The sequence below is a fragment of the Escherichia sp. WS2035 genome, from assembly GCF_046487065.1.
In the GTDB taxonomy this organism is placed as follows: Bacteria; Pseudomonadota; Gammaproteobacteria; order Enterobacterales; family Enterobacteriaceae; genus Escherichia; species Escherichia coli.
In genome coordinates this window covers 263,529-287,198 of the sequence record NZ_JBJQKD010000004.1, presented here as the reverse complement: position 1 = coordinate 287,198, position 23,670 = coordinate 263,529, and the positions used below count along the sequence as shown (strand labels likewise).

15 protein-coding genes are annotated in these 23,670 nt (G+C 53.3%); 4 read left to right on the top strand and 11 right to left on the bottom strand.

Annotated elements, in window-relative coordinates; all coding sequences use genetic code 11:
• Positions 1-14: 14 nt before the first annotated feature.
• Complete coding sequence (locus ACJHX4_RS10320; protein WP_001296505.1) at positions 15-2,075, bottom strand: AsmA family protein; 2,061 nt, start codon at positions 2,073-2,075, stop codon at positions 15-17.
• A gap of 69 nt (positions 2,076-2,144) precedes the next feature.
• Entirely contained in the window at positions 2,145-2,912 is a 768-nt protein-coding gene (gene pdeH, locus ACJHX4_RS10315) for a cyclic-guanylate-specific phosphodiesterase (RefSeq protein ID WP_001296506.1), read from the bottom strand.
• Between the two features lie 231 nt (positions 2,913-3,143).
• On the opposite strand from pdeH, the gene kdgK reads away from it, so the two are divergent.
• Positions 3,144-4,073 (top strand): 2-dehydro-3-deoxygluconokinase, encoded by a 930-nt coding sequence (kdgK, locus tag ACJHX4_RS10310; RefSeq protein ID WP_001532034.1) that lies wholly within the window; start codon positions 3,144-3,146, stop codon positions 4,071-4,073.
• A gap of 95 nt (positions 4,074-4,168) precedes the next feature.
• Here the strand turns inward: kdgK and ACJHX4_RS10305 are convergent, their stop codons facing one another.
• The 9 genes from ACJHX4_RS10305 to bcsR all read right to left on the bottom strand — a co-directional run bounded on the left by ACJHX4_RS10305 (position 4,169) and on the right by bcsR (position 19,909).
• Positions 4,169-5,665, bottom strand: a complete 1,497-nt coding sequence (locus tag ACJHX4_RS10305) for a M16 family metallopeptidase (RefSeq protein WP_001163135.1) — start codon at positions 5,663-5,665, stop codon at positions 4,169-4,171.
• A 219-nt stretch (positions 5,666-5,884) separates the two neighbouring features.
• Positions 5,885-7,171: a C4-dicarboxylate transporter DctC gene (gene dctA, locus ACJHX4_RS10300; protein ID WP_000858214.1), complete on the bottom strand. Its 1,287-nt coding sequence runs from the start codon at positions 7,169-7,171 to the stop codon at positions 5,885-5,887.
• Positions 7,172-7,353: 182 nt separating this feature from the next.
• Entirely contained in the window at positions 7,354-9,342 is a 1,989-nt protein-coding gene (gene hmsP, locus ACJHX4_RS10295) for a biofilm formation regulator HmsP (RefSeq protein ID WP_001266318.1), read from the bottom strand.
• Between the two features lie 81 nt (positions 9,343-9,423).
• Positions 9,424-12,897, bottom strand: a complete 3,474-nt coding sequence (gene bcsC / locus ACJHX4_RS10290) for a cellulose synthase complex outer membrane protein BcsC (protein WP_001225072.1) — start codon at positions 12,895-12,897, stop codon at positions 9,424-9,426.
• Positions 12,879-13,985: a cellulose synthase complex periplasmic endoglucanase BcsZ gene (gene bcsZ, locus ACJHX4_RS10285; protein ID WP_001312172.1), complete on the bottom strand. Its 1,107-nt coding sequence runs from the start codon at positions 13,983-13,985 to the stop codon at positions 12,879-12,881. The genes bcsC and bcsZ overlap by 19 nt, the downstream gene beginning before the upstream one ends.
• Positions 13,986-13,991: 6 nt before the next feature.
• A complete protein-coding gene (gene bcsB / locus ACJHX4_RS10280) occupies positions 13,992-16,331 on the bottom strand; it encodes a cellulose biosynthesis cyclic di-GMP-binding regulatory protein BcsB (RefSeq protein WP_001296510.1) in 2,340 nt (779 codons plus the stop codon).
• A gap of 10 nt (positions 16,332-16,341) precedes the next feature.
• Entirely contained in the window at positions 16,342-18,960 is a 2,619-nt protein-coding gene (gene bcsA / locus ACJHX4_RS10275; RefSeq protein WP_000025903.1) for a UDP-forming cellulose synthase catalytic subunit, read from the bottom strand.
• Positions 18,957-19,709, bottom strand: a complete 753-nt coding sequence (gene bcsQ / locus ACJHX4_RS10270; protein ID WP_000279551.1) for a cellulose biosynthesis protein BcsQ — start codon at positions 19,707-19,709, stop codon at positions 18,957-18,959. The genes bcsA and bcsQ overlap by 4 nt, the downstream gene beginning before the upstream one ends.
• An 11-nt stretch (positions 19,710-19,720) precedes the next feature.
• Entirely contained in the window at positions 19,721-19,909 is a 189-nt protein-coding gene (gene bcsR / locus ACJHX4_RS10265; protein ID WP_001532035.1) for a cellulose biosynthesis protein BcsR, read from the bottom strand.
• A 272-nt stretch (positions 19,910-20,181) separates the two neighbouring features.
• On the opposite strand from bcsR, the gene bcsE reads away from it, so the two are divergent.
• From bcsE to bcsG, 3 genes are read left to right on the top strand one after another with little or no spacing between them, the layout of a single operon-like run.
• A complete protein-coding gene (bcsE, locus tag ACJHX4_RS10260; protein WP_001204941.1) occupies positions 20,182-21,753 on the top strand; it encodes a cellulose biosynthesis c-di-GMP-binding protein BcsE in 1,572 nt (523 codons plus the stop codon).
• On the top strand, positions 21,750-21,941 hold the full coding sequence (bcsF, locus tag ACJHX4_RS10255) for a cellulose biosynthesis protein BcsF (protein WP_000988308.1): 192 nt from the start codon (positions 21,750-21,752) through the stop codon (positions 21,939-21,941). The genes bcsE and bcsF overlap by 4 nt, the downstream gene beginning before the upstream one ends.
• On the top strand, positions 21,938-23,617 hold the full coding sequence (gene bcsG, locus ACJHX4_RS10250) for a cellulose biosynthesis protein BcsG (protein ID WP_000191553.1): 1,680 nt from the start codon (positions 21,938-21,940) through the stop codon (positions 23,615-23,617). The genes bcsF and bcsG overlap by 4 nt, the downstream gene beginning before the upstream one ends.
• Positions 23,618-23,670 lie beyond the last annotated feature (53 nt).

Here is a 23,670-nt window from a genome sequence, read left to right as displayed (position 1 = left end):
TCCGGCAATTATCATCACTTCTTCATCTGCGACAAAATTGTCCTGCACTGATTAGCCTCCCCTTCGGAAGGTGAGATCAGCGCCAGTAACGCCGCCGCCGGTGTTACCAGCGTTGCCAGTGCCGCCGCAACGGCTCCGCGAGCAATCAACGGCCCGGCTTTCACCCCAGCCTGCGGATTTTTAAACGTCCCACGTACATACAGCGGCGAACGCAATGTGATAATCCGAATCCCTTTACTCTCCGGATCAATAGTCAAATCCAGCTGTTCCGAAGCAAAACTTGCCGTACCGGTAACGTTAATCAACGCGTTCTCAGTATCGAAAGCAAAAATCTGCGGGCGCGCCACGCCGTTGGCAATATCCAGATTCGCCGCCGCGCAGTTCACCCGCACCTCATCATCACCAAATATCGCACCGACAATGTAGTTGCCGACATTCAGCCCAACAATCTCCATCAGGTTGCGGCTCACCAGCCCGTCATTCATCAACAGTTTCAGGTTGCCGTTACTGTTGCCTAAAAGCGCCGCCACCGAGTTACCGCTACCGCGCAGTTCCGCGTCACCGTTCATTTCCCCCAGCGTCTTCTGCATCAGTTCTACATCGGGCATCAGTTCTTTCAGTTTCAGTCGACGAGCCTGAATATCTGCCCGCCCCTGCATCGGCTTTTTATCGCCTTCCAGATGAATATTCGCCGCAATGCTGCCGCCCGCTATGCCAAATTTCAGCGGTTGCAGGCGCAGGTCAGCATTTTTGAGGATGATATGAGTAGAAAGATCGCTAATCGGCAGGCTGCTGCCATGCTCAATGCGCCGCCCTTTGAAGCGAACATCGGCATCCATAACGTCCCATTTATCGGTTTCGAAGCGGTCATAAGGCAGCACTTTGCCCGCAGGCTGAACGCTTTTTTCGCCCTTCTTCTGTTCAGACCGTTTCGACTTTTCTGCCCCTTTCCCGGAATCAACGCCAATCAACGGTCCCAGGTCCGCCAGCCGCAATTGCCGCGACTCGACATCACCTTCCAGTTTTGGTCGTGGCTTGCCGGTGGTGTAGATCAGAGAACCGTGGATATCGCTATCGCCAATGCGCCCATTAAAACCGCGATAATCAAAGACCGACGATTTTTCAGTATCGATTTTCGCTACCAGCCGACCATCCGTTTCAAACGGCGGTGTATCGGGCAGCAGAACGCCCGTCAGTTCATAGAGATCACCCAGCGAATCGCCAGAAAATTTAAGCCGTAAATCGACACCCCCCATCTTCATTGGGTCATTCACAACGCCATCAAAAGCAACACGGGTGTTACCAGAGCGGAAATCAGCCTGTACCGGAAACGGCGTTCCTTCGCCACGCAGCGCCAGCATACCGCCTATTTTTCCCGTACCAGTGAGCGGTTCACCGTTATAACGTCCCTGCGCCTTCAGGCCAAAAACGTAATCGCCCACCTTTTCTTTATCCGCTTTACCTTTCGATCCGGTAACTTCGCTGAACGACAGCGGCTTGCCTAACGGATCGACAAAAATTTCCAGATCCGCTTTGCTTACTTTGTCATCAATGGCGATCCGCCCTTGATCGAACAGAATATTATCCAGCCGAAACGACCACGCCGACGGCTTTGCATTCGCGTCTTTGTTGTCATCGTTGGCGAGATTAAACGTCCAGTTATTGTTCTTTTCGGAGAGGCGAATCAGGCGCGCGTCGGGCTTTTCGAGCTTGATCCACGGCAACCAGACCGTTTTGGTCAGCAGCGCCAGCGGGGCCAGCGTCGCTTCTACTCGCGGCAAATGCACCATTGTGACTTCGGGAATATCCGGTGGATTGCCAAGAATGATGTCTTCCGCGTGTACATGGGGCCACGGCACCCAGCTGCGCCAGCCAGTTTCTTGTTTTTGCCGCTCCCACACCACGCCCAGATCGCCACGGATAGCGAACGGACGATTCAACTCCGCAGAGACTTTCTGGTTGATGGTCGGTTTGAGTCGATTCCAGTCAAAAGTTGCAATCAAAATGATCGCCACGACAATCAACAACAAGAAAGCCCCTGAAATCGCAGCGGTTATTTTGCCTGCCTTGCTCATCGTTCGCTTCCTCATATTCTTTCTGTGCCAGTCCTAAAGATAGTCCAGCCAGGCGGAAAATGAGGCAGCTTATAGCGCCAGAACCGCCGTATTCAGCGTTTCTATCGGTGCCGGGCGTGAAAGAAACCAGCCTTGTGCGGCGAATGCGGGCGAGTTCTGAACATCACGCCACTCTTCTGGTGTTTCTACGCCCTCGACAATCACCCCGCGACAATAGCGATTCATTAGATGTAAAAGCTGAGAAAAGAGTGTGCGTCCTTCCGGTGACTGACGCAGCATCACAAACAGTTCTCGCGCGATTTTGATGTAGTCATAACGCACTTCACTTAGTGCAGAGAAATTTGCCATCCCGGTACCAAAATCATCCAGCCACAGCGGGCCAAATTCACACATCGAGGCAAAGGTTGAATCTTTCGGCAGGCGGATGTGTTCCACCAGTTCGAAACGCAGCCAGGGAAGCTCCTCAATCTGGCGCAGGATTTTTGGTTGCTGACGCAGGGCGATGAGCGTAGGGCCATCAATATTGACCGATGCCAGCAGGCCGTGCTCTACAAAGAAGTCGGCTTTTTGCGCCAGCAAATCAATCTGCTCTTTCACAACCTCCATCCGATGGCTAACGGTGATTTCAGTAAAATAGCGATCCGGCGGCAGGCGTTGCGAAGGGTTCAAGGGATGCGTGACCACCGTTAATAGCTCCACGGCCATTAACCGCCCGCATGTTTGATAGATCGGCTGCCAGGTGTAAGCACGCTCACACTGCAACCAAAAACGCCGTTCCTGCAAGCTCTCGATGCTTGCTTCAGGGTTGCTTATTCGCTGGATAACCTGCCTTATCATCAAAGATGTCCTGTGTTTAAAAGTGATGCTGCCCGGACTCGACAAAGATTATCGGCGCGCAAAGGCAGAACTTTACCGCCTGGCCGGGGTAAATTTCCCCACTCCACAACGGAATCTTTCAGGAATACGTTCTGGCTCAAAAAAATAATGGAACACTGTTTTAATATGGTTGACCAGCAAACCACCACAGCGCAAACTAACGCTAATTTTTTACAGATCAGGTTCACAACTATGTCCAAAAAGATTGCCGTGATTGGCGAATGCATGATTGAGCTTTCCGAGAAAGGCGCGGACGTTAAGCGCGCTTTCGGGGGCGATACCCTGAACACTTCCGTCTATATCGCCCGTCAGGTCGATCCTGCGGCATTAACCGTTCATTACGTAACGGCGCTGGGAACGGACAGTTTTAGCCAGCAGATGCTGGACGCCTGGCGCGGCGAGAACGTTGATACTTCCCTGACCCAACGGATGGAAAACCGTCTGCCGGGCCTTTACTACATTGAAACCGACAGCACCGGCGAACGTACGTTCTACTACTGGCGTAACGAAGCCGCCGCCAAATTCTGGCTGGAGAGTGAGCAATCCGCGACGATTTGCGAAGAGCTGGCGAATTTCGATTATCTCTACCTGAGCGGGATTAGCCTGGCGATCTTAAGCCCGACCAGCCGCGAAAAGCTGCTTTCCCTGCTGCGCGAATGCCGCGCCAACGGCGGAAAAGTGATTTTCGACAATAACTATCGTCCGCGCCTGTGGGCCAGCAAAGAAGAGACACAGCAGGTGTACCAACAAATGCTGGAATGCACGGATATCGCCTTCCTGACGCTGGACGATGAAGACGCGCTGTGGGGTCAACAGCCGGTGGAAGACGTCATTGCGCGCACCCATAACGCGGGCGTGAAAGAAGTGGTGGTGAAACGCGGGGCGGATTCTTGCCTGGTGTCCATTGCTGGTGAAGGGTTAGTGGATGTTCCGGCGGTAAAACTGCCGAAAGAAAAAGTGATCGATACCACCGCAGCTGGCGACTCTTTCAGTGCCGGTTATCTGGCGGTACGTTTGACGGGCGGCAGTGCGGAAGACGCAGCGAAACGCGGGCACCTGACCGCAAGTACCGTTATTCAGTATCGCGGCGCGATTATCCCGCGTGAAGCGATGCCAGCGTAAAAGCAGCATATGCAAAAGGCTGGATAGAGTGTTACCCCCCTATCCAGCTCATCCATAAATACCTGATGGTTGTGCTAACTCATCACCATCAGGCATTACTGTGCAGGTGGAATATCCGTCACTTCAGGATGTACGTCATCCGTGGCGACAGATGTGGCGGCAGCCGCAGTCGATGGGGCCATGATTTGATCCCAGGCCGCCTGCAACGCTTTCATGTTAAATTCCGGCTCGCCTTTCGGCTGCAGCAGTATTAACGCCATATCATTCGACAACTGCTGACGCAGATCCTGATTTAACATCTCCACCGTCAGGCTGTTAAGGAAATCCTGACGCAGTTTCTGATATTGCTCCGGCGCGATATCGACAACCTGATTTTGCAACGAACGCATCCGCTGCCCCATCAGAATATCGGTATCAGCTCGCGCATAGGCGGCAAACAGCTTCTGCAGCTCCAGTTTCTTTTGCGCCACTAACGCATTGAACTCTTCTTCCGGCAGACCTTTATCGCGAACCTTCGCCAGTTCACGCGCCACCAGATTAAGGTTGCTGTTCAGCTTGTCGTTTGGTGATTCGATGTTGATGGCACACTGCGCACGCAGATACAGCACACGACAGTCAAATCCAAGACCGATGTCTTTACTGTTACTGGCGCTTAACGCTTGCTGAACATGCCAGAACAGCGCCTCACGGGCCAGGTCCGCACGCCAGTAGCGCAGCAGTGCGGCTGATTCACGAATCGGCTGCCACGGCGTATCCCACATGATAGATAACCGGTCCTGACGCACCGCGTCGGTCATAATACTCACCGCTTCCGCACGCAGCGGAGAAAGCGTCGGCACCGGAGCCGGTGTTTCACGTTTGCCTTTCAGTTCGCCAAACGTTTTATTGATTTGGTCGACGACCGAGCGCGCATCCACGTTTCCCACCACCAGCAGCGTCATTGCATCCGGGGTGTACCATTTCTGATAGAAATCTTTAATCTTTTCCGCTTCAACGGGTTGTTTCAGCGGATCGGCAGGATCGTGACCTAACAAGGTTGATCCTTTCAGACGATAACGCCACCAGCCCTCTTTAGTATCGGCAGGCCAGGTTGCCACCATGTCCTGACTTTGCAACGCATGGTTGATGGTTTCTGGCGTGATAGTCAGTTTGCCAGTGGCATTTGCCAGATAAGAGAGCGCCTCTTTCAGCAAGTCGTTACGGTTATTGGGCAAACTCAGATTAAACAGCGTGGTGTCATAAGAGACAATTACCGGCGGCATCGGGCGTTTAGGGTCGATCCCCTGCTGCCACAATGAACGCGCCTGCGCTGCGTCAAGGCCACCGCTTTGCGTTAGCGCAATACGAGGGATGGCGTGACTGTAACCGCTCTGTTGTGTACTTTCGGCGAGCGAACCGGTATTAACCAGCAGGCGAATTTCAACACGATCGCTGGGACGCTGGGGTGTAGTCAGCACTTGCCACTGTAAACCGTTGGAAAGCGTCCCCTGTTGCCATGCTGGATCAGGCTGGAGCGCATCTGCCTGCACATAGCCAGCAGTGGCCATCATCAGCAAACCGCCCGCTAAAAGTCGAATTTTTGTGCCCTGCATGTGAACCCCTGATCAACTATCCTGGTAATAAAAAACTGCCCGTTGTCGGTCAGTCTAAATGACGTTAAAAACACTTCGTGTTAGACCGCAAGAACATGAAAATGTCACGGAAGAAGTGAAATAAACCTGAACTCACCCAGGTGGTAAGTTCAGGCACAGGGGTCAATTATGCGCAAACACCCGCACTCGGGGAAGGGAGTGCGGGCATAAGTGGTGAGATTAAGAGGATAATTCGTGCGTTTTGCCATCCGGCGCACGATTATTCAGCACATCGTCCAGTTTTTTGTGGTCCAGTTCTTTCACCCACTTAGCAACGACAATGGTCGCTACGCCGTTACCGACCAGGTTAGTCAGCGCACGAGCTTCTGACATAAAGCGGTCGATACCGAGGATCAGCGCCAGACCCGCTACCGGCAAATGGCCCACCGCAGAGAGCGTCGCTGCCAGCACGATAAAACCACTACCCGTTACCCCTGCCGCCCCTTTAGAAGAAAGCAGCAACACGATTAACAGCGTGATTTGGTGGACGATATCCATCTGACTGTTAGTGGCCTGGGCGATAAACACCGCCGCCATTGTCAGGTATATCGATGTGCCATCAAGATTAAACGAGTAGCCTGTCGGGATGACCAGCCCCACCACCGATTTGCGGCAGCCGAGTTTCTCCATCTTGTCGAGCATACGCGGCAGCGCCGACTCGGAAGATGAAGTCCCCAGTACAATCAGCAGTTCTTCACGGATGTAACGGATAAATTTGAAGATACTGAAACCAGTCGCTTTAGCGATTGAACCCAATACCAGCACCACAAACAGGATACAGGTGATGTAGAAACAGATAATCAGCTGTCCCAGTTGCACCAGTGTGCCGACGCCGTATTTACCGATGGTAAACGCCATTGCCCCGAACGCACCAATAGGTGCCAGACGCATGATCATATTGATGATGCCGAAAATGACCTGCGAGAAACTTTCGATCACGTTAAAAATCAGTTGGCCTTTGCTGCCCAGACGGTGGAGCGCAAAACCAAACAGTACGGCAAACAGCAGTACCTGCAGAATGTTACCGCTAGCAAATGCGCCAATGACGCTCGCCGGGATGACATCCATAATGAAGGCGACAATGCCCTGGTCTTTCGCCTGATCGGCGTAAACCGCTACCGCTTTCGCATCAAGCGTTGCCGGATCGACGTTCATTCCGGCACCAGGCTGCACGACGTTAACGATGATAAGACCAATAATCAGCGCGATGGTACTGACAATTTCAAAGTAAAGCAGTGCGACTGCGCCGGTACGACCGACCGCCTTCATGCTTTCCATGCCCGCAATGCCCGTTACGACGGTACAGAAGATGACAGGAGCGATGATCATCTTAATGAGCTTAACGAAGCCGTCGCCAAGCGGTTTCATTTGCTCGCCTATTTCAGGATAGAAATGGCCAAGGAGAATACCAATGGCTATCGCTGTCAGGACCTGAAAGTAAAGGCTTTTAAACAGAGAGGTTTTCATAGGGTGTCCTTTAGTAAAACCACAGGTCTTGTAAGGTTATGGGGTACCTGCGGCCTTAAAATAACACCCAGACAACATCACAGAAATGTACCTGGATCATAATTGAAACAAAAAGGTTAAAAAGTTTGAGCTGGCTCGCACAAACCAGCACTTTTTAAAGTTTTGTAATCAGTTTGGGGTAGCTATTTTTCTTCCAGGTAACTCTCTTCGAAGATTTCAATAGGGAGTGGGCGAGCAAAAAGGAAGCCCTGGGCAATACCAACGCCCGCTTTTGCCAGCCAGTCGCGTTGTGCTTCAGTCTCCACGCCTTCGGCAATCATTTGTAGGTTCAGGCTCTGCGCCAGCATGATAATTGCAGCAATCATGCTGCTATCTTCCGGCAAACCTTCAACAAACATTTTGTCGATTTTCAGTACGTCGATTGGCAACGATTTCATATGCTGCAGCTGACGCAGCCCTGCGTAGCCCATGCCGAAATCATCCAGCGCCACCCGAACTCCGGCATTGCGCAGCGGACGGAGGATTGCCACCGCAGCATGAGGATCGTCAATACGTCGGCTTTCTGTCACTTCCAGAATCAGTGTTCCCGGCTGAATGCGATAGCGGGTTAACAGTTCCAGCATATCCGCCACCATATTTGGATGCATCAGTTGCAGCGCTGAGAGGTTTACCGACAAGGGCAGCATAATGCCGCGCTCTTGCCAGGCAGCAAGCAATCGACAGGACTCTTCCAGCACCCAGTGACCGACGGTAACCATCAGCCCACAGCACTCAATGCGATCGATTAAGCCATCCGGCAGGTCCCAACTGCCATCCGGTTGCTGGATACGCAGTAACACTTCCGCACTGACCAGTTTACCGCTGGTCATCTCGACCTGTGGCTGTAACCAAATCGCAAACTGATGATTTTCCAGTGCATTAAGGATATCGCTCTCTTCCGTCAACCGCTTCTGGGCGGCTTCCATCTGCTGCGGATCAAAGAACTGAATCTGATTTTTGCCTTTATGGCGAGCGGTAAATGCCGCAGAAATAGCGCGACTGTAAAGCTGTTCGGCGGTGAGATCGCCGTAGAACATCGCCACGCCAATGCTACAGTGCGGACGGAGTTGAATACGTTCAATCGGCAGGCGCTCGCTCATGATAGTGAGCACTTGCTGACCTAATGTGATAGCGTGCCACGGTTCCTGTACACCGTTGGCAATGACAGCAAAGTCATAACCGCTAATCTGCGCGAGGATCATGCGTGGCGACAGTACCGATTTGAGTTTTTCCACCAGCGTCAGCAGCAGAATTTCTCGTTGCGCCTCTTTCAGCACACCCGCAGTATCACGCAGGGTTTCACAGGTGATGATCATCAGCGCGGTGGTTTGTTTACGCGCCACCACCTGCTCCAGCATCTCCATCAGCAAGGCTTTGTTCGGCAAATCCGACACCGGGAAGCGCATCGCATTTTCGTTCTGTTCTTCATAATGGCGCTGCAGCAATTGCTGGTTGAGGTTGTAACTGCGCACCAACATACCGATTTCATCGTCCTGATGCAGACGCGGTAATGCCAGTTGGTGACCAACAAGATCCTGGGGTGGGATGGCGTTAAGTTCGCGAGCAATATTGCGTAATGGATGCAAAATCAGGCGGTTAATGCACCAGCTAATCGCCACAGTCAATATTAACGACAAAAGTAAGTAAATGGTCACTAACGTTGAGAGGGTGCTCATCACGAACTTATACATGCGGAAGGAATCCGCCTGTAGCACCAGATAGGCAATTGGCTGCGGGTTTGCCGGACGTTCCAGCGAGTAAACGCCCAGCGAGATTTGCACCGGTAGCTCAAACAGGCGAGTAACCATTACCGGCACCGGACGCTCTGGAATAAAACTTTTACGCAGCGCCTGGAACTGGTTGGGCAGCACTACATCGGCACGGCTGACCACGCCTGCCGGTTTAATGCTGGCAAGAATAGCTTCCGCTTCGGGAATATCGCCTTTCAAAATGGCAGAAGATAAGGGTTCGCGGACAGAGCGAGCAATGCTTTCCAGTTGCGTAGCCGTGTTATAGCGATTCTGCTGGACCAGATGGAACAGCAAAACGGTGCAAAAAATAAAAACGAACACCAGGACAACGGCTGCCACCATTGCCATCTGCTTGATTGTTAACGAGCGACTTACGCGCAAATTGTCTCCCCCCGGAAATCCCAGATTGCCGCCCGAGTATACCCGATCGCAGCGGCATTAAGAGAGGCGCTATCTGAAAACTTACCAGTCGGCGTAAGGTATCAGCGGCTGCGGTGGTAAATCCATGTCACCCTGCCATCCGGCGGCGGAATAACGTACGTAGAGCAGGAAATGGCTGGGTGCGTAATCTTTTGCCTGCTGGATATCAATTGCCGTGCCGACAAACCAGTTGGAAGTAACACGTCGTTCAAGTAATGCCCGCGCCGTGTAGCCAAAGCCCTGACTGCTGCCGCCATCGTTGGATTGCCGCGCAGCTTCTTCCTGCCAGTCGGTCGGGATCAGATTCATCAGCGGATAACGCGGCATGGTTTTGGTGCGTGAATGCGACCACGAGCCAGACGCCCCCAGCTCCCACGACCAGTTTTCCGTGCGCTCCCGCCACATCACCGGTATGGCAAACGACAGGTATTCCTGCGGACTGTAGTAACCGCCCTGACCGAGTGAGTAGCCACTCAGGTCTTTGTCGTAATGCCAGATCATGTTGTTCAGGCCGATTGTGACGCGGCGATTGTTCTGGTTGATGACCTTATAGTAATAGCCCGTCATCCAGCGCACGCGCCAGTTATCTTCGACATTTTTACCGGTTAACTGATCACCGCTAAGCGATGCCCAGACGCCGTTTGCTTCACCTTTATCGTAGCTCAGACTTAGCCCCACGCCGTCGGCACGCACGCCGCCCCATTTTTTCCCGGTATTGCTCGGAGAGTCTTTTTGCCCACCAAAGGCCAGCAAAGAACTGGAGATAGGCCGACGGTGGGCGTTAACGGTGTAACCCAGCGGCCCGATATCATCGCTGTAACTGATGCCGCCGACCACATCCACCACGTTGAAGCCCATCGGCGTGGTACCGATATCCCAGCTCCAGACGTCATTTCGCCAGCCGACCGCCACGCTGGCACCGGAATCCGACTGGCTGCGGTTGCCGCTACAGTCCTGTAATGTACAGGTGCCCCAGTTGTCATCCCATTTGCCATCGGCATTAGTGGAGAAACTGCCGACGTTCATATTGACGAAATCACTGCGAAAGAACATCCGCCCGTCAGAATAGGGCGCGTCCACCTGCAACATAGTGGTGTGCGCTTTCAGATCAGAGTAACCACCGGTGCCGCTCGAACCCCAGTAATCGTGCTCGAGAGTGACGTTAAGATCCTGCTGGCGATAGAGGTCCGCCGCATCGCTGCGCACGCCGCGTTTCAGCCAGTCATCTTTCTCGTCGTTACGGGTCAGCCGGGTAAAGGTGTCGTTATCCTGCGGACGCGTCGTGGTCACACCGGATGCAACCATGGCGTCTTTGTAGGTTTCCAGCGCCTGCATTGGATCGCCCGCCTGCGCTTCAAACTTCGCACCATCACGCAGTACCATCGCGCTTTCCATCGACGGTGGCTGAGATTTTGCCTGCGGGATCAACTTATTAAATGTCTGCTGCGCCGCTGCGGTATCGCCAAGCTGCGCCTGTGCCAGCGCCACGCGCCGCTGTGTGTTCAGCGAGGCGTTATCAGTGGCAGGCAGTTTCGCCAGCTGGCTACGTGCCGCCGCTTTGTCACCGGCAGCAATATCCACTTCCGTCAGACCAAGAATGGCATCGGCGTTAGTGGGCTCGCGCGTCAAAACGTTCTGATAAGCCGCGCGGGCGGCGGTGTAATCACGTCGCTGCTGCGCCCAGTCAGCCAGCGTGAGGTCAATACGCGAGGAAGGCGGTTGCTGGCGCAGCAGCGCTTCCGCTTCTGCCTCTTTACCGTTTTCTCGCAGGCGATTAGCGGTTTCCAGCACCTGATCGTTTTGCAGTCGATTAACCAGCTCCTGAATATTGCTGTTCCACTGCGCGCGCGGCAGGCTGTTGATATGCGCCAGCGCCGCTCTGTCCTGGTCGTGACCGGAGAGATACAGCCCGTAAGCGTAAACCTGCTCCGGGTCGTTCGGCTTCTGCTGCGCCAGATTGCGCATTAACGTATCGGCCTGGCTGCGTTGTCCGGCTTGCCAGAGATCCTGCGAAAGTCGGTAAGTAATCCATACACTGCCGGGGTCCAGCGCCAGTCGTTGCCGCTGAAGTGCTGCCGCCTGCGCCCATTTCCCCTGGTTTTCCAGTGCCTCTGCCTGCTGTGCCAGACGGTCGTTTTGCAGGCTGCGTTCGATATCATCAATGCTGCGCCGCTGGCTGGCAGAGAGCGATGCGATATACGCTTCGGCTTTTTCTGGCGACTGCTGGCGGTAAATATTCGCCAGCCCGCGCACGGCGTTAGTGTTGCCGCTGTCCATACGCAAGGTCTGCTGGTAATAGCGTTCGGCGGCGGGATAATCTTTGCGCGCCATCGCCACATCGCCCAGCCCAAGCACTGCATAGCTGTCGGTGTTATCGACATTACGTGCCTGCTGGAACAGCCGTTCTGCCCGGTCAGGATTATTGGCTTTCAGCGCGGCATCGCCCTGCTGGATCGCCAGCCAGTAGCGGTTTACTTTCAGCAGACTGTTCCATTTGTCGTTATTGCTGTTGTGCGGATCCAGCGCGAGGGCTTTTTCCAGATTCGCCACTGCATTGGCGCGATCACCTTTCTGGGAATACGCCTGGCCCAGCGCCCCCAGAGCCTCACTGTCTTTCGGGTTCGCCCGCACCGCCTGTTGTAGTTCGGGAATGGCTTTACCCGCCATGCCAGAGTCCACCGCCGCTAAACCTTGCGCACGAGCGCGGAAAGCAGGATCGGCCAGCTGTTTTTGCTGTTCTGCCAGTTGCGATTGCGCAGCAGCCACGCTATCGCCATCGCTAAAGATCGAGAGATATTTTTTCAGTGCCTGCACGCTGGCATCGCTGACGGGCATGTCTTTAATCTGCCCGTACCAGATTTTAGAGGCCCCTTCGCGCCCGGCGTTCGATTTCGCCATTTGTTCCAGGACGGCAAAGCCTTCGTCACGGCGATCGCTACTAAACAGCAATAGCGCCAGATTGTTTTGCAGGCCCGTGTTGCCCGGCGTATCCGCATTAATGCGCTTTAGCTGATTAATCGCTTCGCCACGGCGAGCCGGAATTTTCGCCACCGTACTCCAGTACTCGACAGCAATGTCACCTTCCGGCGGCGCACCGTTGAACAGTTTGTTGTAACTCGCCACAGCTTCTTCCGCATGACCGGTAGTTGCCTGCAATCTTGCCTGTTGCAGTGCCTGACGACCATCCGGCGTGGAAAGCAGCATCGTAGTCCGCGACGATTTATACGCATTTGAACTCGGCGCTAACTGCGACAGCCGATCGAGCTGTTTTTGTGCGCCATCAATATCGCCCTGACGTAACAGAGAACGAAAACGGGCAGCAATCACATCCGGGTTATTCGGATCAATAAGTTCCAGCCGATACAACGACTGTTGCACCAGGTCTTCACGATGGGTCGCTTCGCCTAACCGAACTTGCTCCAGCAACTGTTGCTGAGCGGTTGGTGCTGCCTCGACCATCGGCATGACGGCCAGACCGAGGGAAAGCGTGAATATGTTTAGTGTGAATTTGCGCATTCCTGGCCCCAGTCAGGTAATAACTCACCTTTTGTCGAGAAGCGGAAACGGTGTTGATCCCAGCCTTGTCCAAACAGGGTCAGCACATAGTTGTAATAGGCATCGCTGCCGGGAAAGTTATCGGCCACGCGCTGGCGCTGAACGGCCTGCGCATCGCGGTTTTGTAAAAAGGGCAGCATGGCGGCAGAAAAACCGACCGGTCCTTTACCCTGCGCTTTCCCCGTAGCCACATCCACTTTTTCCGGCGGATAACCGTTTTTCTCAGTGAATGTCGCCATCGGTTTAAACCGGTTGAGCATCCGCGCTTTTTGCGGATCGCTGTCAGGCATCATGCCTACCCACATGTAAACGCGGATAGCGTCGTAGCTGCTGATCAACGTTTTTTCGGCTTTTAGCTGCCAGCCTTTGTCTTTCTCATAGCGCACCCAGTCTGGCGAAAAGCCTTTCGGGGCGGTTTCCAGCAATAAACGTTGATTGGTTTCGCGCAGCGTGGTCCACGGCGCGCCAAAGCGGGTGAAATACTGCGCCAGCGTCGGCGGCAGGTAGCTGGGGTTAAAACGCCAGCTGTTATCCTCAGCAAAACCCACTTTGCCCGGTAACAACATGGAGCCCAGCCCAGGCACCGTCACCACTTCCTCCCGCGCGATACGTTTTAGCAATGCGCTGCCGATGTCGGTATAACGCTGCTCTTTCCACAAACGCCCCGCCTCCAGCAACGACCAGGCCATCCAGACATCACCATCGGAGGCCGAATTGCTGTCCAGCACTTCCCACTTACTGTTCTCTTTCTTGCCCCACAGCCAGGCGGGCAAATTTTCTTTTAAAGAACCCTGAGCGAGATTGTTCTGCGTCCAGTCGAGAAGATTATCGAAAGCTGCACGGTCGTTAGCCGCCAGGGCAAAGAACATGCCGTAACTTTGCCCTTCGGAGGTGGTGATTTTGCGCGCGTCGCTGGGGTCGATGACGCGCCCTTCCTGACTGATGTAATCCTTTTTAAACTGCTCCCAGGCAGGCCAGGTACAGGCTGCCTGAACACTAAAGGCAGCCAGCAGCAGCATCGTCACGAGTCCACTACGCAACACATTCATCTTCAATTACTCGTTATCCGGGTTAAGACGACGACGACTAATAATACGCAGCAGACGCCACAGTACCCACGCCAGCAATATCACACTGATAGCCGCCAGCACCGCCAGCAGAATCGGATGGTTTGCCAGCGCATACCACAAGCGCTCGAACCACGGCAGATGACCTACGTAATAAACATCGCCAACACGTAGGCTGTTGATACCGGACTCGCGGATCACCGCGACCGAACCGAACATGGTGGCGCGTTTGCCGCTATCGTTCACCGCATCGTTAAGCATTTCATAACCGCGTGGGCTATCTGCCAGCAGCGCAATCACGCTGCGCTGGTCGTTATACGGCGACTGGAAGCCAATCACCGCCGCCATCGCACCGGAAGAGGTCAGCGTTGACTGGGTTTCTGCCGCGCGATCGCTCTCGTCCGGCACAATACCGGGGAACGGGGTCTGGCGCATCGGCGTTTTCACCCAGCTTTCGGTCGCCTGCACCAACAGGTCGATCTGCTTATCGTCTTTCAGTTTGTCCGGGATACCACCGACGATCATGATGTCGGCATCTTTGCCCTGAATGGTGCTGCCATCATCGGTCACCGTCAGGTTAATCGCCGGGAAGCCCGTCTGCGCACCGATAAAGCCAACGGTATTCAGCAAGGTTTCCATCTGTGCTTCGTTTGGCGTTTTCGGCATCACGGTGATGGTTTGCGACAAATCCGCCATCCGGCTGAACGGGAAGCCCGCGTTAGCAAAGGCGCGTAGATCCGGCATCGGGATGAAGTGGTAATACTTCGAGAAGTCGATGGTGGAGTCGTCACCAATCACCACATGATTCTGCACCGGCTGGAAGGTAATACAGTTATCCACCGAACCGCCCGGCATCGGGTTCATATACTCAAAGTCGAACCGCAACTGGTTGGTCGCGCCCAGTTTCAGCGCCGGAATAGAGACATCCGTTTTGCCATCCAGCAAACCTTGTAATACCGGAATACGCAGCAGCAGGCGGTTCGCCTCCTGTTTGCTGCTCAGGTTGAAGGATTGCAGGAACTGGTTATTCAGGCTGATATCCATCCGCGAACTGTCTTTCACCGGCGGCATGGTGTAGCGGTAATTAATATCCATATCAATGCCGGTACTGCGCATCAGGTAGAGATCCGGCGGCAGGTTTAGCGAAACGTTAATCGCTGCTGGCTCAAGACCGCTGGATTGTAATTGTTCTTCATAGGTTTTCAGTTCACCAAAGGTGACAGGACGATCGGTACGCACCCAGTTCGGCGCATCGTACGGTTTACGCGGTAGCAGCGGTTTCACTTCATTCACTACCACACTTTCACCACGGAACAGAATGTTACCCTGAGCGATACCTTTCGCTGCCTGCAACAGGTCTTTGTCGTCACGACCAAACACCACCAGCAGTTTGACGTAAGGATTCTGCGGATGGTTAATCATCTCAATCACCGGGGCTTTTACCGCCGGATGATCGCGCAGGAAGTCCGGGCGTTTGTCATTGGTGGCAAAGACAATGGCATTGCGATCCGGCAGTTGGTTATAGAGCACCGGGAAGTTCTGCCCACGCCAGCCAGAACGCGAACCAAACCACGAGGCGACAATGGCAGATGCTTGTTGCAGCTCAACATCCGGCGCACCCGCAAAGACCATCGGCAAGGTGTTGGTGCGGTTATCACGCGGGTCAAAGAATGGCACCGGGAAGTGTGACAGGTCATTCTTCACATTCAGGGTCTGATAGGTCAGATCCAGTCCACTGCTCCGCCCAACATCCAGCCAAAGCGTGGTGCTGGCCGGGTTTTCGCACACGTCCTGATAATGGCCGACAAACTCCAGCCGCACACGGTTGAAATCAGTAATAAACAGCGGGTTAATGGGCATTTGTGCCAGCGTTTTTTTACCCAACTGTTCTTTGGTCACTGGCAGCACGCCCATCAGTTCATCATTGAGATAAACCTTTAACTGCGACTGGACAGGCAGTAATGATGGCGATGGCGTGTATTCGAGGTTGAGCATCGCCTTCGTCACCACTTCATCGCTGCGCATACCAAACTCAATGCTGCCGTTCGGGTTAATGCCACGTAGCACCATGCTGCCCGGCGGCGGCGCAATTTGCGCAAAGGTCAGCTTCACATCACGGGAAGGACCGTTCTGCGCCACGACTGGCGCATCTGCGCCCTGCACGCCCGGCATCACTTGCCCCACCTGCGGATTTTGCTCCGCCTGGGCGGCTACAGCTGGCTCAGCATTGATCAGTGGTTGCGTTGCTGGCGTCGCCTGCGTCATGAAAGAGGGGAACGCACTCATCCCCAGAGCCACTGCACAAATCCAGAATATTTTTCTTTTCATCGCGTTATCATCATTGTTGAGCCAAAGCCTGATCCGATGGTTGTGCCGTTTCGCTCCGCTCCGGGCGGCGCGGAATAAACGATACAACCCAGGAAACCAGAGAAGTCAGCACACGGAATATGCCCTTCACCGAAGAAGGCGCAAATTCCGCCAGATGGCGGTAGCCACGGAAGCCGAGCTTCAGAATATCCAGCAGACTTTCCAGCGGCTTATCTTCCGGGTAGCTGTCCTGCCAGAGCGCCCATGTATCCGCACGGGCAAACGTACACTGCACAAAATCGATATGTTGCTGGGTAGTGAGCGGCATTAATTTCAGCCCAACTTCATTACCCATCACGCGCGCCACCTGAGCCGGGAAGACGTATTCCTGCTGACCGCGTTTAAGCAACAGATTCACTTTCTGCCCTTCCAGAATCTGCGCCTGACCGTTGATCTTGATCCCCAAACCACCGTCGGAGAAATCCTGAACGGTACACGAGAAGAGGTGACCATCTTCGCGGGCAATTGCTGCGGGCATCGTCATCTCCACGCGGTGCGATCGGCGTACCTGTTTGCTTTCTACCGATACTGCGACTGCGCCGCCGAGAATAATCAGGTTGTAGAATACCCACACCATACTGACGACCACGGTGAGCATCTCGGTTGGCGGACCATAGATGTAGCGCCAGATCCCAACCGCTACGCCCACCAGGTTGAGCAGAACAAGGAAGATGTAGGGCCGCGAGATCACCCAGTCGACGTACTCTTCTTCCACCAGTCCACCTTTGGCGGTGACGTTAAATTTGCCTTTGTGCGGGTTAATCAGCGCCACCAGCGTCGGTGGTGCGATATACCACGCCAGCACCGTTTCGTAGATTTCACTCCAGAAAGAGTGGCGATATTTGCCCTGGATCTTCGAGTTAGTCAGGCTGGCATGGATCATATGCGGTAGCACGAACAGGGCGATCATCAACGCTGGCGCGTAGATGATGTAGGCATGAAACAGCAGGAACGCCAGCGGCGCAGTCAGGAAGATCAGTCGTGGAATGCCCGACAAGAAGTGGAACATGGCGTTGACATAGCACAGCCGCTGAGCAAACTTCAGCCCTTTACCGGTGAGCGGGTTATCGAGACGGAAGATTTGCACCATCCCGCGCGCCCAGCGAATACGCTGACCGATATGCGCCGAGAGACTTTCGGTCGCCAGCCCCGCTGCCTGCGGAATACGCATATACGCTGAGGTGTAGCCACGACGGTGCAGACGCAGAGAAGTGTGCGCATCTTCGGTTACCGTTTCGACAGCAATACCGCCAATCTCATCCAGCGGCTTACGGCGAATCACCGCACATGAACCGCAGAAGAAAGTGGCATCCCACATATCATTGCCGTCCTGCACCAGACCATAAAACAGCGTGCCTTCGTTCGGCGTTTTACGAAAACGCCCCAGGTTGCGTTCAAACGGATCCGGCGAGAAGAAGTGGTGCGGCGTCTGCATCATCGCCAGCTGTTTCTCTTTCAGGAACCAGCCCATGGTCATTTGCAGGAACGATCGCGTTGGTACGTGGTCGCAGTCGAATATCGACACGAACTCGCCTTTGGCATATTTCAGCGCATTGTTGATGTTGCCCGCTTTCGCATGTTCATGAGTGGTACGGGCGATATATTTCACCCCCACGTTTTGCGCAAACTGGCGAAACTCTTCCCTGCCGCCGTCATCGAGGATCCAGATGTTCAGCTTGTCTTTCGGCCAGTCGATACCCAGCGAAGCGTAAATGGTATTTTTCACCACGTTGAGATCTTCGTTGTAAGTCGGGACAAAGATATCCACCGACGGCCACAGCGACATATCTTTCGGCAATGGCACCGGCTGACGATTCAGCGGCCATACGACCTGGAAATAGCCGAGCACCAGCACAATCCACGCGTACGTTTCAGCGAAGAGCAGAATAAGCCCGCACACCAGGCTGACCGGATCGTCCCAGTTTAACGTCGAGGTGTAACGCCACCAGATATAACGGCAAGAAACGGTCAGCGACAGCACAATCAGCATCAGCGCCGAGAAGCGCCCCGGCATCCGCCGTACGATCAGCGCTACCCCCCACAGCAGCATCAGGAAGATAAACTGCGCTAGCGGGTTAAACGGCTGAGTAACGCAGATTAACGCCAGAATCAGCGAGAAGGTGACGATGATACCGAGGATCAACCGCCGCGTCCCGGCACTCAAATGACCGAGCTCTTTTTTCTCATCAAGATGCTGTGTTTTATGGCTAACGCGCTCAGGCAGCTCATTCATCCATTGATGGTAACGTCCACGAATATTTTGTAGACCTGAAAATGCCCGCCTGCGCGGTTTCGGCGTTTCTTTGCGCGATGCACCGATCAGTAACCAGCATGTTTGAATAAGATAACGGACCGGGTCCAGCGGACGCGGACGCGAGGCGTTGATATGCGGATACAGGTTTTTATGTTCTGCGCGAATACGCTGCCAGCGCGGGTGCTCCAGCGGAATAAAAATCCAGGCCAGGATCATCCAGAAACAGCCGAGCGTCGCGCTGAAAGCCGACGCGCCGTGACGACGATAATCGCGATAACGCCCAATAAGCCGTGCGTTGACCGGCGGGATAAGCAACCACCGGGTCAGGATACTCATGATGCACTCCCGACTGGCGTTTTTAGCCCGGAATAATTCAACAGGCACCAGTTCGCCAGCGTCAGTATCTCTTCAGCCGCCAGCGCATCACTGCGATATTCACCGACTGGTTGCTTAGCTGCCAGACATTCAGCCATCGCTTCATCACGATGAATGAGCATCGGCAGCAATCGGCGCTGGCTTTGCAACCAAAGCTGGTAAATATCGTCCTGAACCTGGCTGCCAATACGGAAGTCATTAATCAAAATATGTGCACCATCCGGCAGCGCTTGCTGATGCAGTCGGATATGGCAGTTGGCATCCACATTGACGATTGCCAGCGAGTGATCGCACAAACTCAGCAGCTGGTGGGTTATCTGCGAGGCATCACGCGGTAAGTCAATTAAAATCCACTGGTAACGCCCGCTGGCTTTTAGTTGCTGTAAGCCGGAGCAAATATCGCTCAGCCGGGTTTGCCAGTGCTGTGGATTTTCTTGTTCTTCAATCGATAACTGACCAAAAGGCAGCAAATCGAGCTGCGAGGTATAGCGCAACCCGGCGTCACGCCAGTCCTGGCCATCCAGCATAGCTCTGGCCCAACCCTGACGGTGGGTAAAATCAACGTTAAATGACAGGCGCAACAAGTTGTCCGGGCTGGCATCGACCACCAGGACATTTTCTCCCAACATTTGTAATGACCAGGCTAATGCGGCGGTGATGGTTGTTGTCCCCACGCCTCCCCGAACCCCCTGCAATCCCAGTACGGCCATTCACCAATCCCCTACTTTTGTTGCGCAAACTCTGCCAGCAACGGCCAGCGTTTTAATGCCGCGGCCAACTGTTCGCGTTGGGAAATATCGGCATAATCAATATCAGGCAGTGAAAATGTCTGCTTTAACGCCAAAATATCATTCTGGAAGATATAGCCTATCGCGGGATCAGGCAGAGTATCTGGTTCATTGTTATTCATTTTTCTTGATCCCTATGAAATAACCGTACCGTTCATGAGACAATTCTAACTGTGAGCATTTCGTCGGTTTATTGTTTACGGCGAGACGGGAATGTGCTCACTTTTTGACTTTCCGTTATGCAACAGAAAAAGTTAAAAACGAAAAGACTAAAATCACATGTCTTGTGACCTGCTAAATTGATTCACATGCTAAATCTGATAAGTTTTAATTTCAATGGTAGGTTTATTTCTTAGCTTTCGCTAGTAAACTGATAATCAGACAAAATGTTGACATGAGGGACATTGTGGACCCTGTATTCTCTATCGGTATCTCATCATTATGGGATGAGCTGCGACATATGCCAGCAGGCGGCGTCTGGTGGTTTAACGTCGATCGCCATGAAGATGCTATCAGTCTGGCGAATCAAACAATTGCATCCCAGGCTGAAACCGCACACGTCGCGGTCATTAGCATGGACAGCGATCCAGCGAAAATCTTTCAATTAGATGATTCTCAAGGGCCGGAAAAAATAACATTATTTTCGATGCTAAATCATGAAAAAGGTCTATACTATTTGGCCCGTGATTTGCAGTGTTCTATTGATCCCCATAATTACCTTTTTATTCTTGTTTGCGCAAATAATGCATGGCAAAACATTCCTGCCGAGCGGCTTCGCTCATGGTTGGATAAAATGAATAAATGGAGCCGGCTAAACCATTGTTCGCTTTTGGTAATTAATTCCGGAAATAATAACGATAAACAATTTTCATTGTTACTTGAGGAATATCGGTCACTTTTTGGTCTTGCCAGTTTGCGTTTTCAGGGCGACCAACATTTGCTGGATATTGCTTTCTGGTGCAACGAAAAAGGGGTCAGCGCCCGTCAGCAACTTAGCGTTCAGCAACAAAATGGTTGCTGGACATTAGTTCAACACCAAGAGGCGGAAATCCAACCACGCAGCGACGAAAAACGCATTCTGAGTAATGTTGCTGTACTGGAAGGTGCGCCGCCGCTATCGGAACACTGGCAACTGTTCAACAATAACGAAGTCCTGTTCAATGAAGCCCGTACCGCTCAGGCGGCGACGGTGGTCTTTTCTTTACAGCAAAATGCGCAAATCGAGCCACTGGCCCGCAGCATTCATACTCTGCGTCGCCAGCGCGGTAGTGCGATGAAAATCCTCGTACGGGAAAATACCGCCAGCCTGCGCGCCACCGATGAACGTTTATTATTGGCCTGCGGTGCAAATATGGTTATCCCGTGGAATGCGCCACTCTCCCGCTGTCTGACGATGATCGAAAGCGTGCAAGGGCAGAAGTTTAGTCGCTATGTGCCGGAAGATATCACTACCTTGCTGTCAATGACCCAGCCGCTCAAACTGCGTGGTTTCCAGAAGTGGGATGTGTTCTGTAATGCCGTCAACAACATGATGAATAACCCTCTATTACCTGCCCACGGTAAAGGCGTTCTGGTTGCCCTACGTCCGGTACCGGGTATCCGCGTTGAGCAAGCCCTGACGCTATGTCGCCCTAACCGTACCGGCGATATCATGACCATTGGCGGTAATCGGCTGGTGCTGTTTCTCTCATTCTGTCGGATTAACGATCTGGATACCGCGTTGAATCATATTTTCCCATTGCCTACTGGCGACATTTTCTCAAACCGAATGGTCTGGTTTGAAGATGATCAAATCAGTGCCGAGCTGGTGCAGATGCGCCTGCTTGCCCCAGAACAATGGGGCATGCCGCTGCCTTTAGCGCAAAGTTCTAAACCGGTCATCAATGCCGAGCATGATGGTCGCCACTGGCGACGAATACCAGAACCAATGCGACTGTTAGATGATGCTGTGGAGCGCTCATCATGATGACCATCAGCGATATCATTGAAATTATTGTCGTTTGCGCACTGATATTTTTCCCGCTGGGCTATCTGGCGCGGCACTCTTTGCGACGCATTCGCGACACCTTACGTTTGTTCTTTGCTAAACCTCGTTATGTTAAACCGGCCGGGACGTTACGCCGCACGGAAAAAGCCAGGGCAACCAAAAAATGACTCAATTTACGCAAAATACCGCCATGCCTTCTTCCCTCTGGCAATACTGGCGCGGCCTTTCCGGCTGGAACTTCTATTTTCTGGTTAAGTTCGGCCTGTTGTGGGCGGGATATCTTAACTTCCATCCGCTCCTCAATTTGGTGTTTGCCGCGTTTCTACTGATGCCCATTCCGCACTATAGCCTGCATCGCTTGCGCCACTGGATTGCCCTGCCGATCGGCTTTGCTTTGTTCTGGCATGACACCTGGTTGCCTGGTCCGGAAAGCATAATGAGCCAGGGTTCGCAGGTGGCGGGGTTCAGTACCGATTATTTAATCGATCTTGTCACACGCTTTATTAACTGGCAGATGATTGGGGCCATTTTTGTTTTATTCGTGGCCTGGTTATTCCTGTCACAATGGATTCGCATTACCGTTTTTGTGGTTGCCATTCTGCTATGGCTGAACGTACTTACCCTGGCGGGACCAAGTTTCTCCTTGTGGCCAGCCGGTCAACCAACGACCACTGTAACAACGACGGGTGGTAACGCAGCGGCAACCGTTGCGGCGACGGGTGGCGCACCGATAGTGGGTGATATGCCCGCACAAACTGCACCGCCAACAACAGCAAACCTTAACGCCTGGCTGAATAATTTCTATAACGCGGAGGCGAAACGTAAATCGATCTTCCCGTCTTCGCTGCCCGCTGATGCTCAGCCATTTGAACTACTGGTGATTAATATCTGTTCGCTTTCCTGGTCGGATATTGAAGCCGCCGGATTGATGTCGCATCCACTGTGGTCGCATTTCGATATTGAGTTCAAGAACTTTAACTCCGCCACCTCCTACAGTGGCCCGGCGGCGATCCGTTTACTGCGCGCCAGCTGCGGGCAGACTTCGCACACTAATCTGTATCAACCGGCAAATAACGACTGCTATCTGTTTGATAACCTGTCGAAACTGGGCTTTACCCAGCACCTGATGATGGGACATAACGGCCAGTTCGGTGGTTTTTTGAAGGAAGTTCGCGAAAATGGCGGCATGCAGAGCGAATTGATGGATCAAACAAATCTGCCGGTTATTTTGCTGGGCTTTGATGGTTCGCCGGTTTATGACGATACCGCCGTGCTTAACCGTTGGCTGGACGTTACCGAAAAAGATAAAAACAGCCGTAGTGCCACGTTCTACAACACGCTTCCACTGCATGACGGCAACCATTATCCGGGCGTCAGCAAAACAGCGGATTACAAAGCGCGGGCGCAAAAATTCTTTGATGAACTGGACGCCTTCTTTACTGAACTGGAGAAATCGGGTCGTAAAGTGATGGTGGTCGTGGTGCCGGAACACGGCGGCGCGCTGAAGGGCGACAGAATGCAGGTATCTGGTCTACGTGATATCCCTAGCCCGTCTATCACAGACGTCCCCGTTGGGGTGAAATTCTTCGGCATGAAGGCACCACATCAGGGGGCTCCGATTGTCATCGACCAACCGAGCAGCTTCCTGGCTATCTCCGATCTGGTGGTTCGCGTTCTTGATGGCAAGATTTTCACCGAAGACAATGTTGACTGGAAAAAACTCACCAGTGGGTTACCACAAACAGCACCGGTCTCCGAGAACTCAAATGCAGTAGTTATTCAATACCAGGATAAACCGTACGTTCGCCTGAACGGCGGCGACTGGGTGCCTTACCCGCAGTAAGAACGAAAAAGGCCGCAGAGTTTCCCCCTGCGGCCTGGTCCGGGCGCAAATTG

Coding starts and splice junctions, on each gene's coding strand:
- ACJHX4_RS10320 (WP_001296505.1), bottom strand. CDS start 2,075: ATGAGCAAGGCAGGCAAAATAACCGCTGCGATTTCAGGGGCTTTCTTG.
- pdeH (WP_001296506.1), bottom strand. CDS start 2,912: ATGATAAGGCAGGTTATCCAGCGAATAAGCAACCCTGAAGCAAGCATC.
- kdgK (WP_001532034.1), top strand. CDS start 3,144: ATGTCCAAAAAGATTGCCGTGATTGGCGAATGCATGATTGAGCTTTCC.
- ACJHX4_RS10305 (WP_001163135.1), bottom strand. CDS start 5,665: ATGCAGGGCACAAAAATTCGACTTTTAGCGGGCGGTTTGCTGATGATG.
- dctA (WP_000858214.1), bottom strand. CDS start 7,171: ATGAAAACCTCTCTGTTTAAAAGCCTTTACTTTCAGGTCCTGACAGCG.
- bcsC (WP_001225072.1), bottom strand. CDS start 12,897: ATGCGCAAATTCACACTAAACATATTCACGCTTTCCCTCGGTCTGGCC.
- bcsZ (WP_001312172.1), bottom strand. CDS start 13,985: ATGAATGTGTTGCGTAGTGGACTCGTGACGATGCTGCTGCTGGCTGCC.
- bcsB (WP_001296510.1), bottom strand. CDS start 16,331: ATGAAAAGAAAAATATTCTGGATTTGTGCAGTGGCTCTGGGGATGAGT.
- bcsA (WP_000025903.1), bottom strand. CDS start 18,960: ATGAGTATCCTGACCCGGTGGTTGCTTATCCCGCCGGTCAACGCACGG.
- bcsQ (WP_000279551.1), bottom strand. CDS start 19,709: ATGGCCGTACTGGGATTGCAGGGGGTTCGGGGAGGCGTGGGGACAACA.
- bcsR (WP_001532035.1), bottom strand. CDS start 19,909: ATGAATAACAATGAACCAGATACTCTGCCTGATCCCGCGATAGGCTAT.
- bcsE (WP_001204941.1), top strand. CDS start 20,182: ATGAGGGACATTGTGGACCCTGTATTCTCTATCGGTATCTCATCATTA.
- bcsF (WP_000988308.1), top strand. CDS start 21,750: ATGATGACCATCAGCGATATCATTGAAATTATTGTCGTTTGCGCACTG.
- bcsG (WP_000191553.1), top strand. CDS start 21,938: ATGACTCAATTTACGCAAAATACCGCCATGCCTTCTTCCCTCTGGCAA.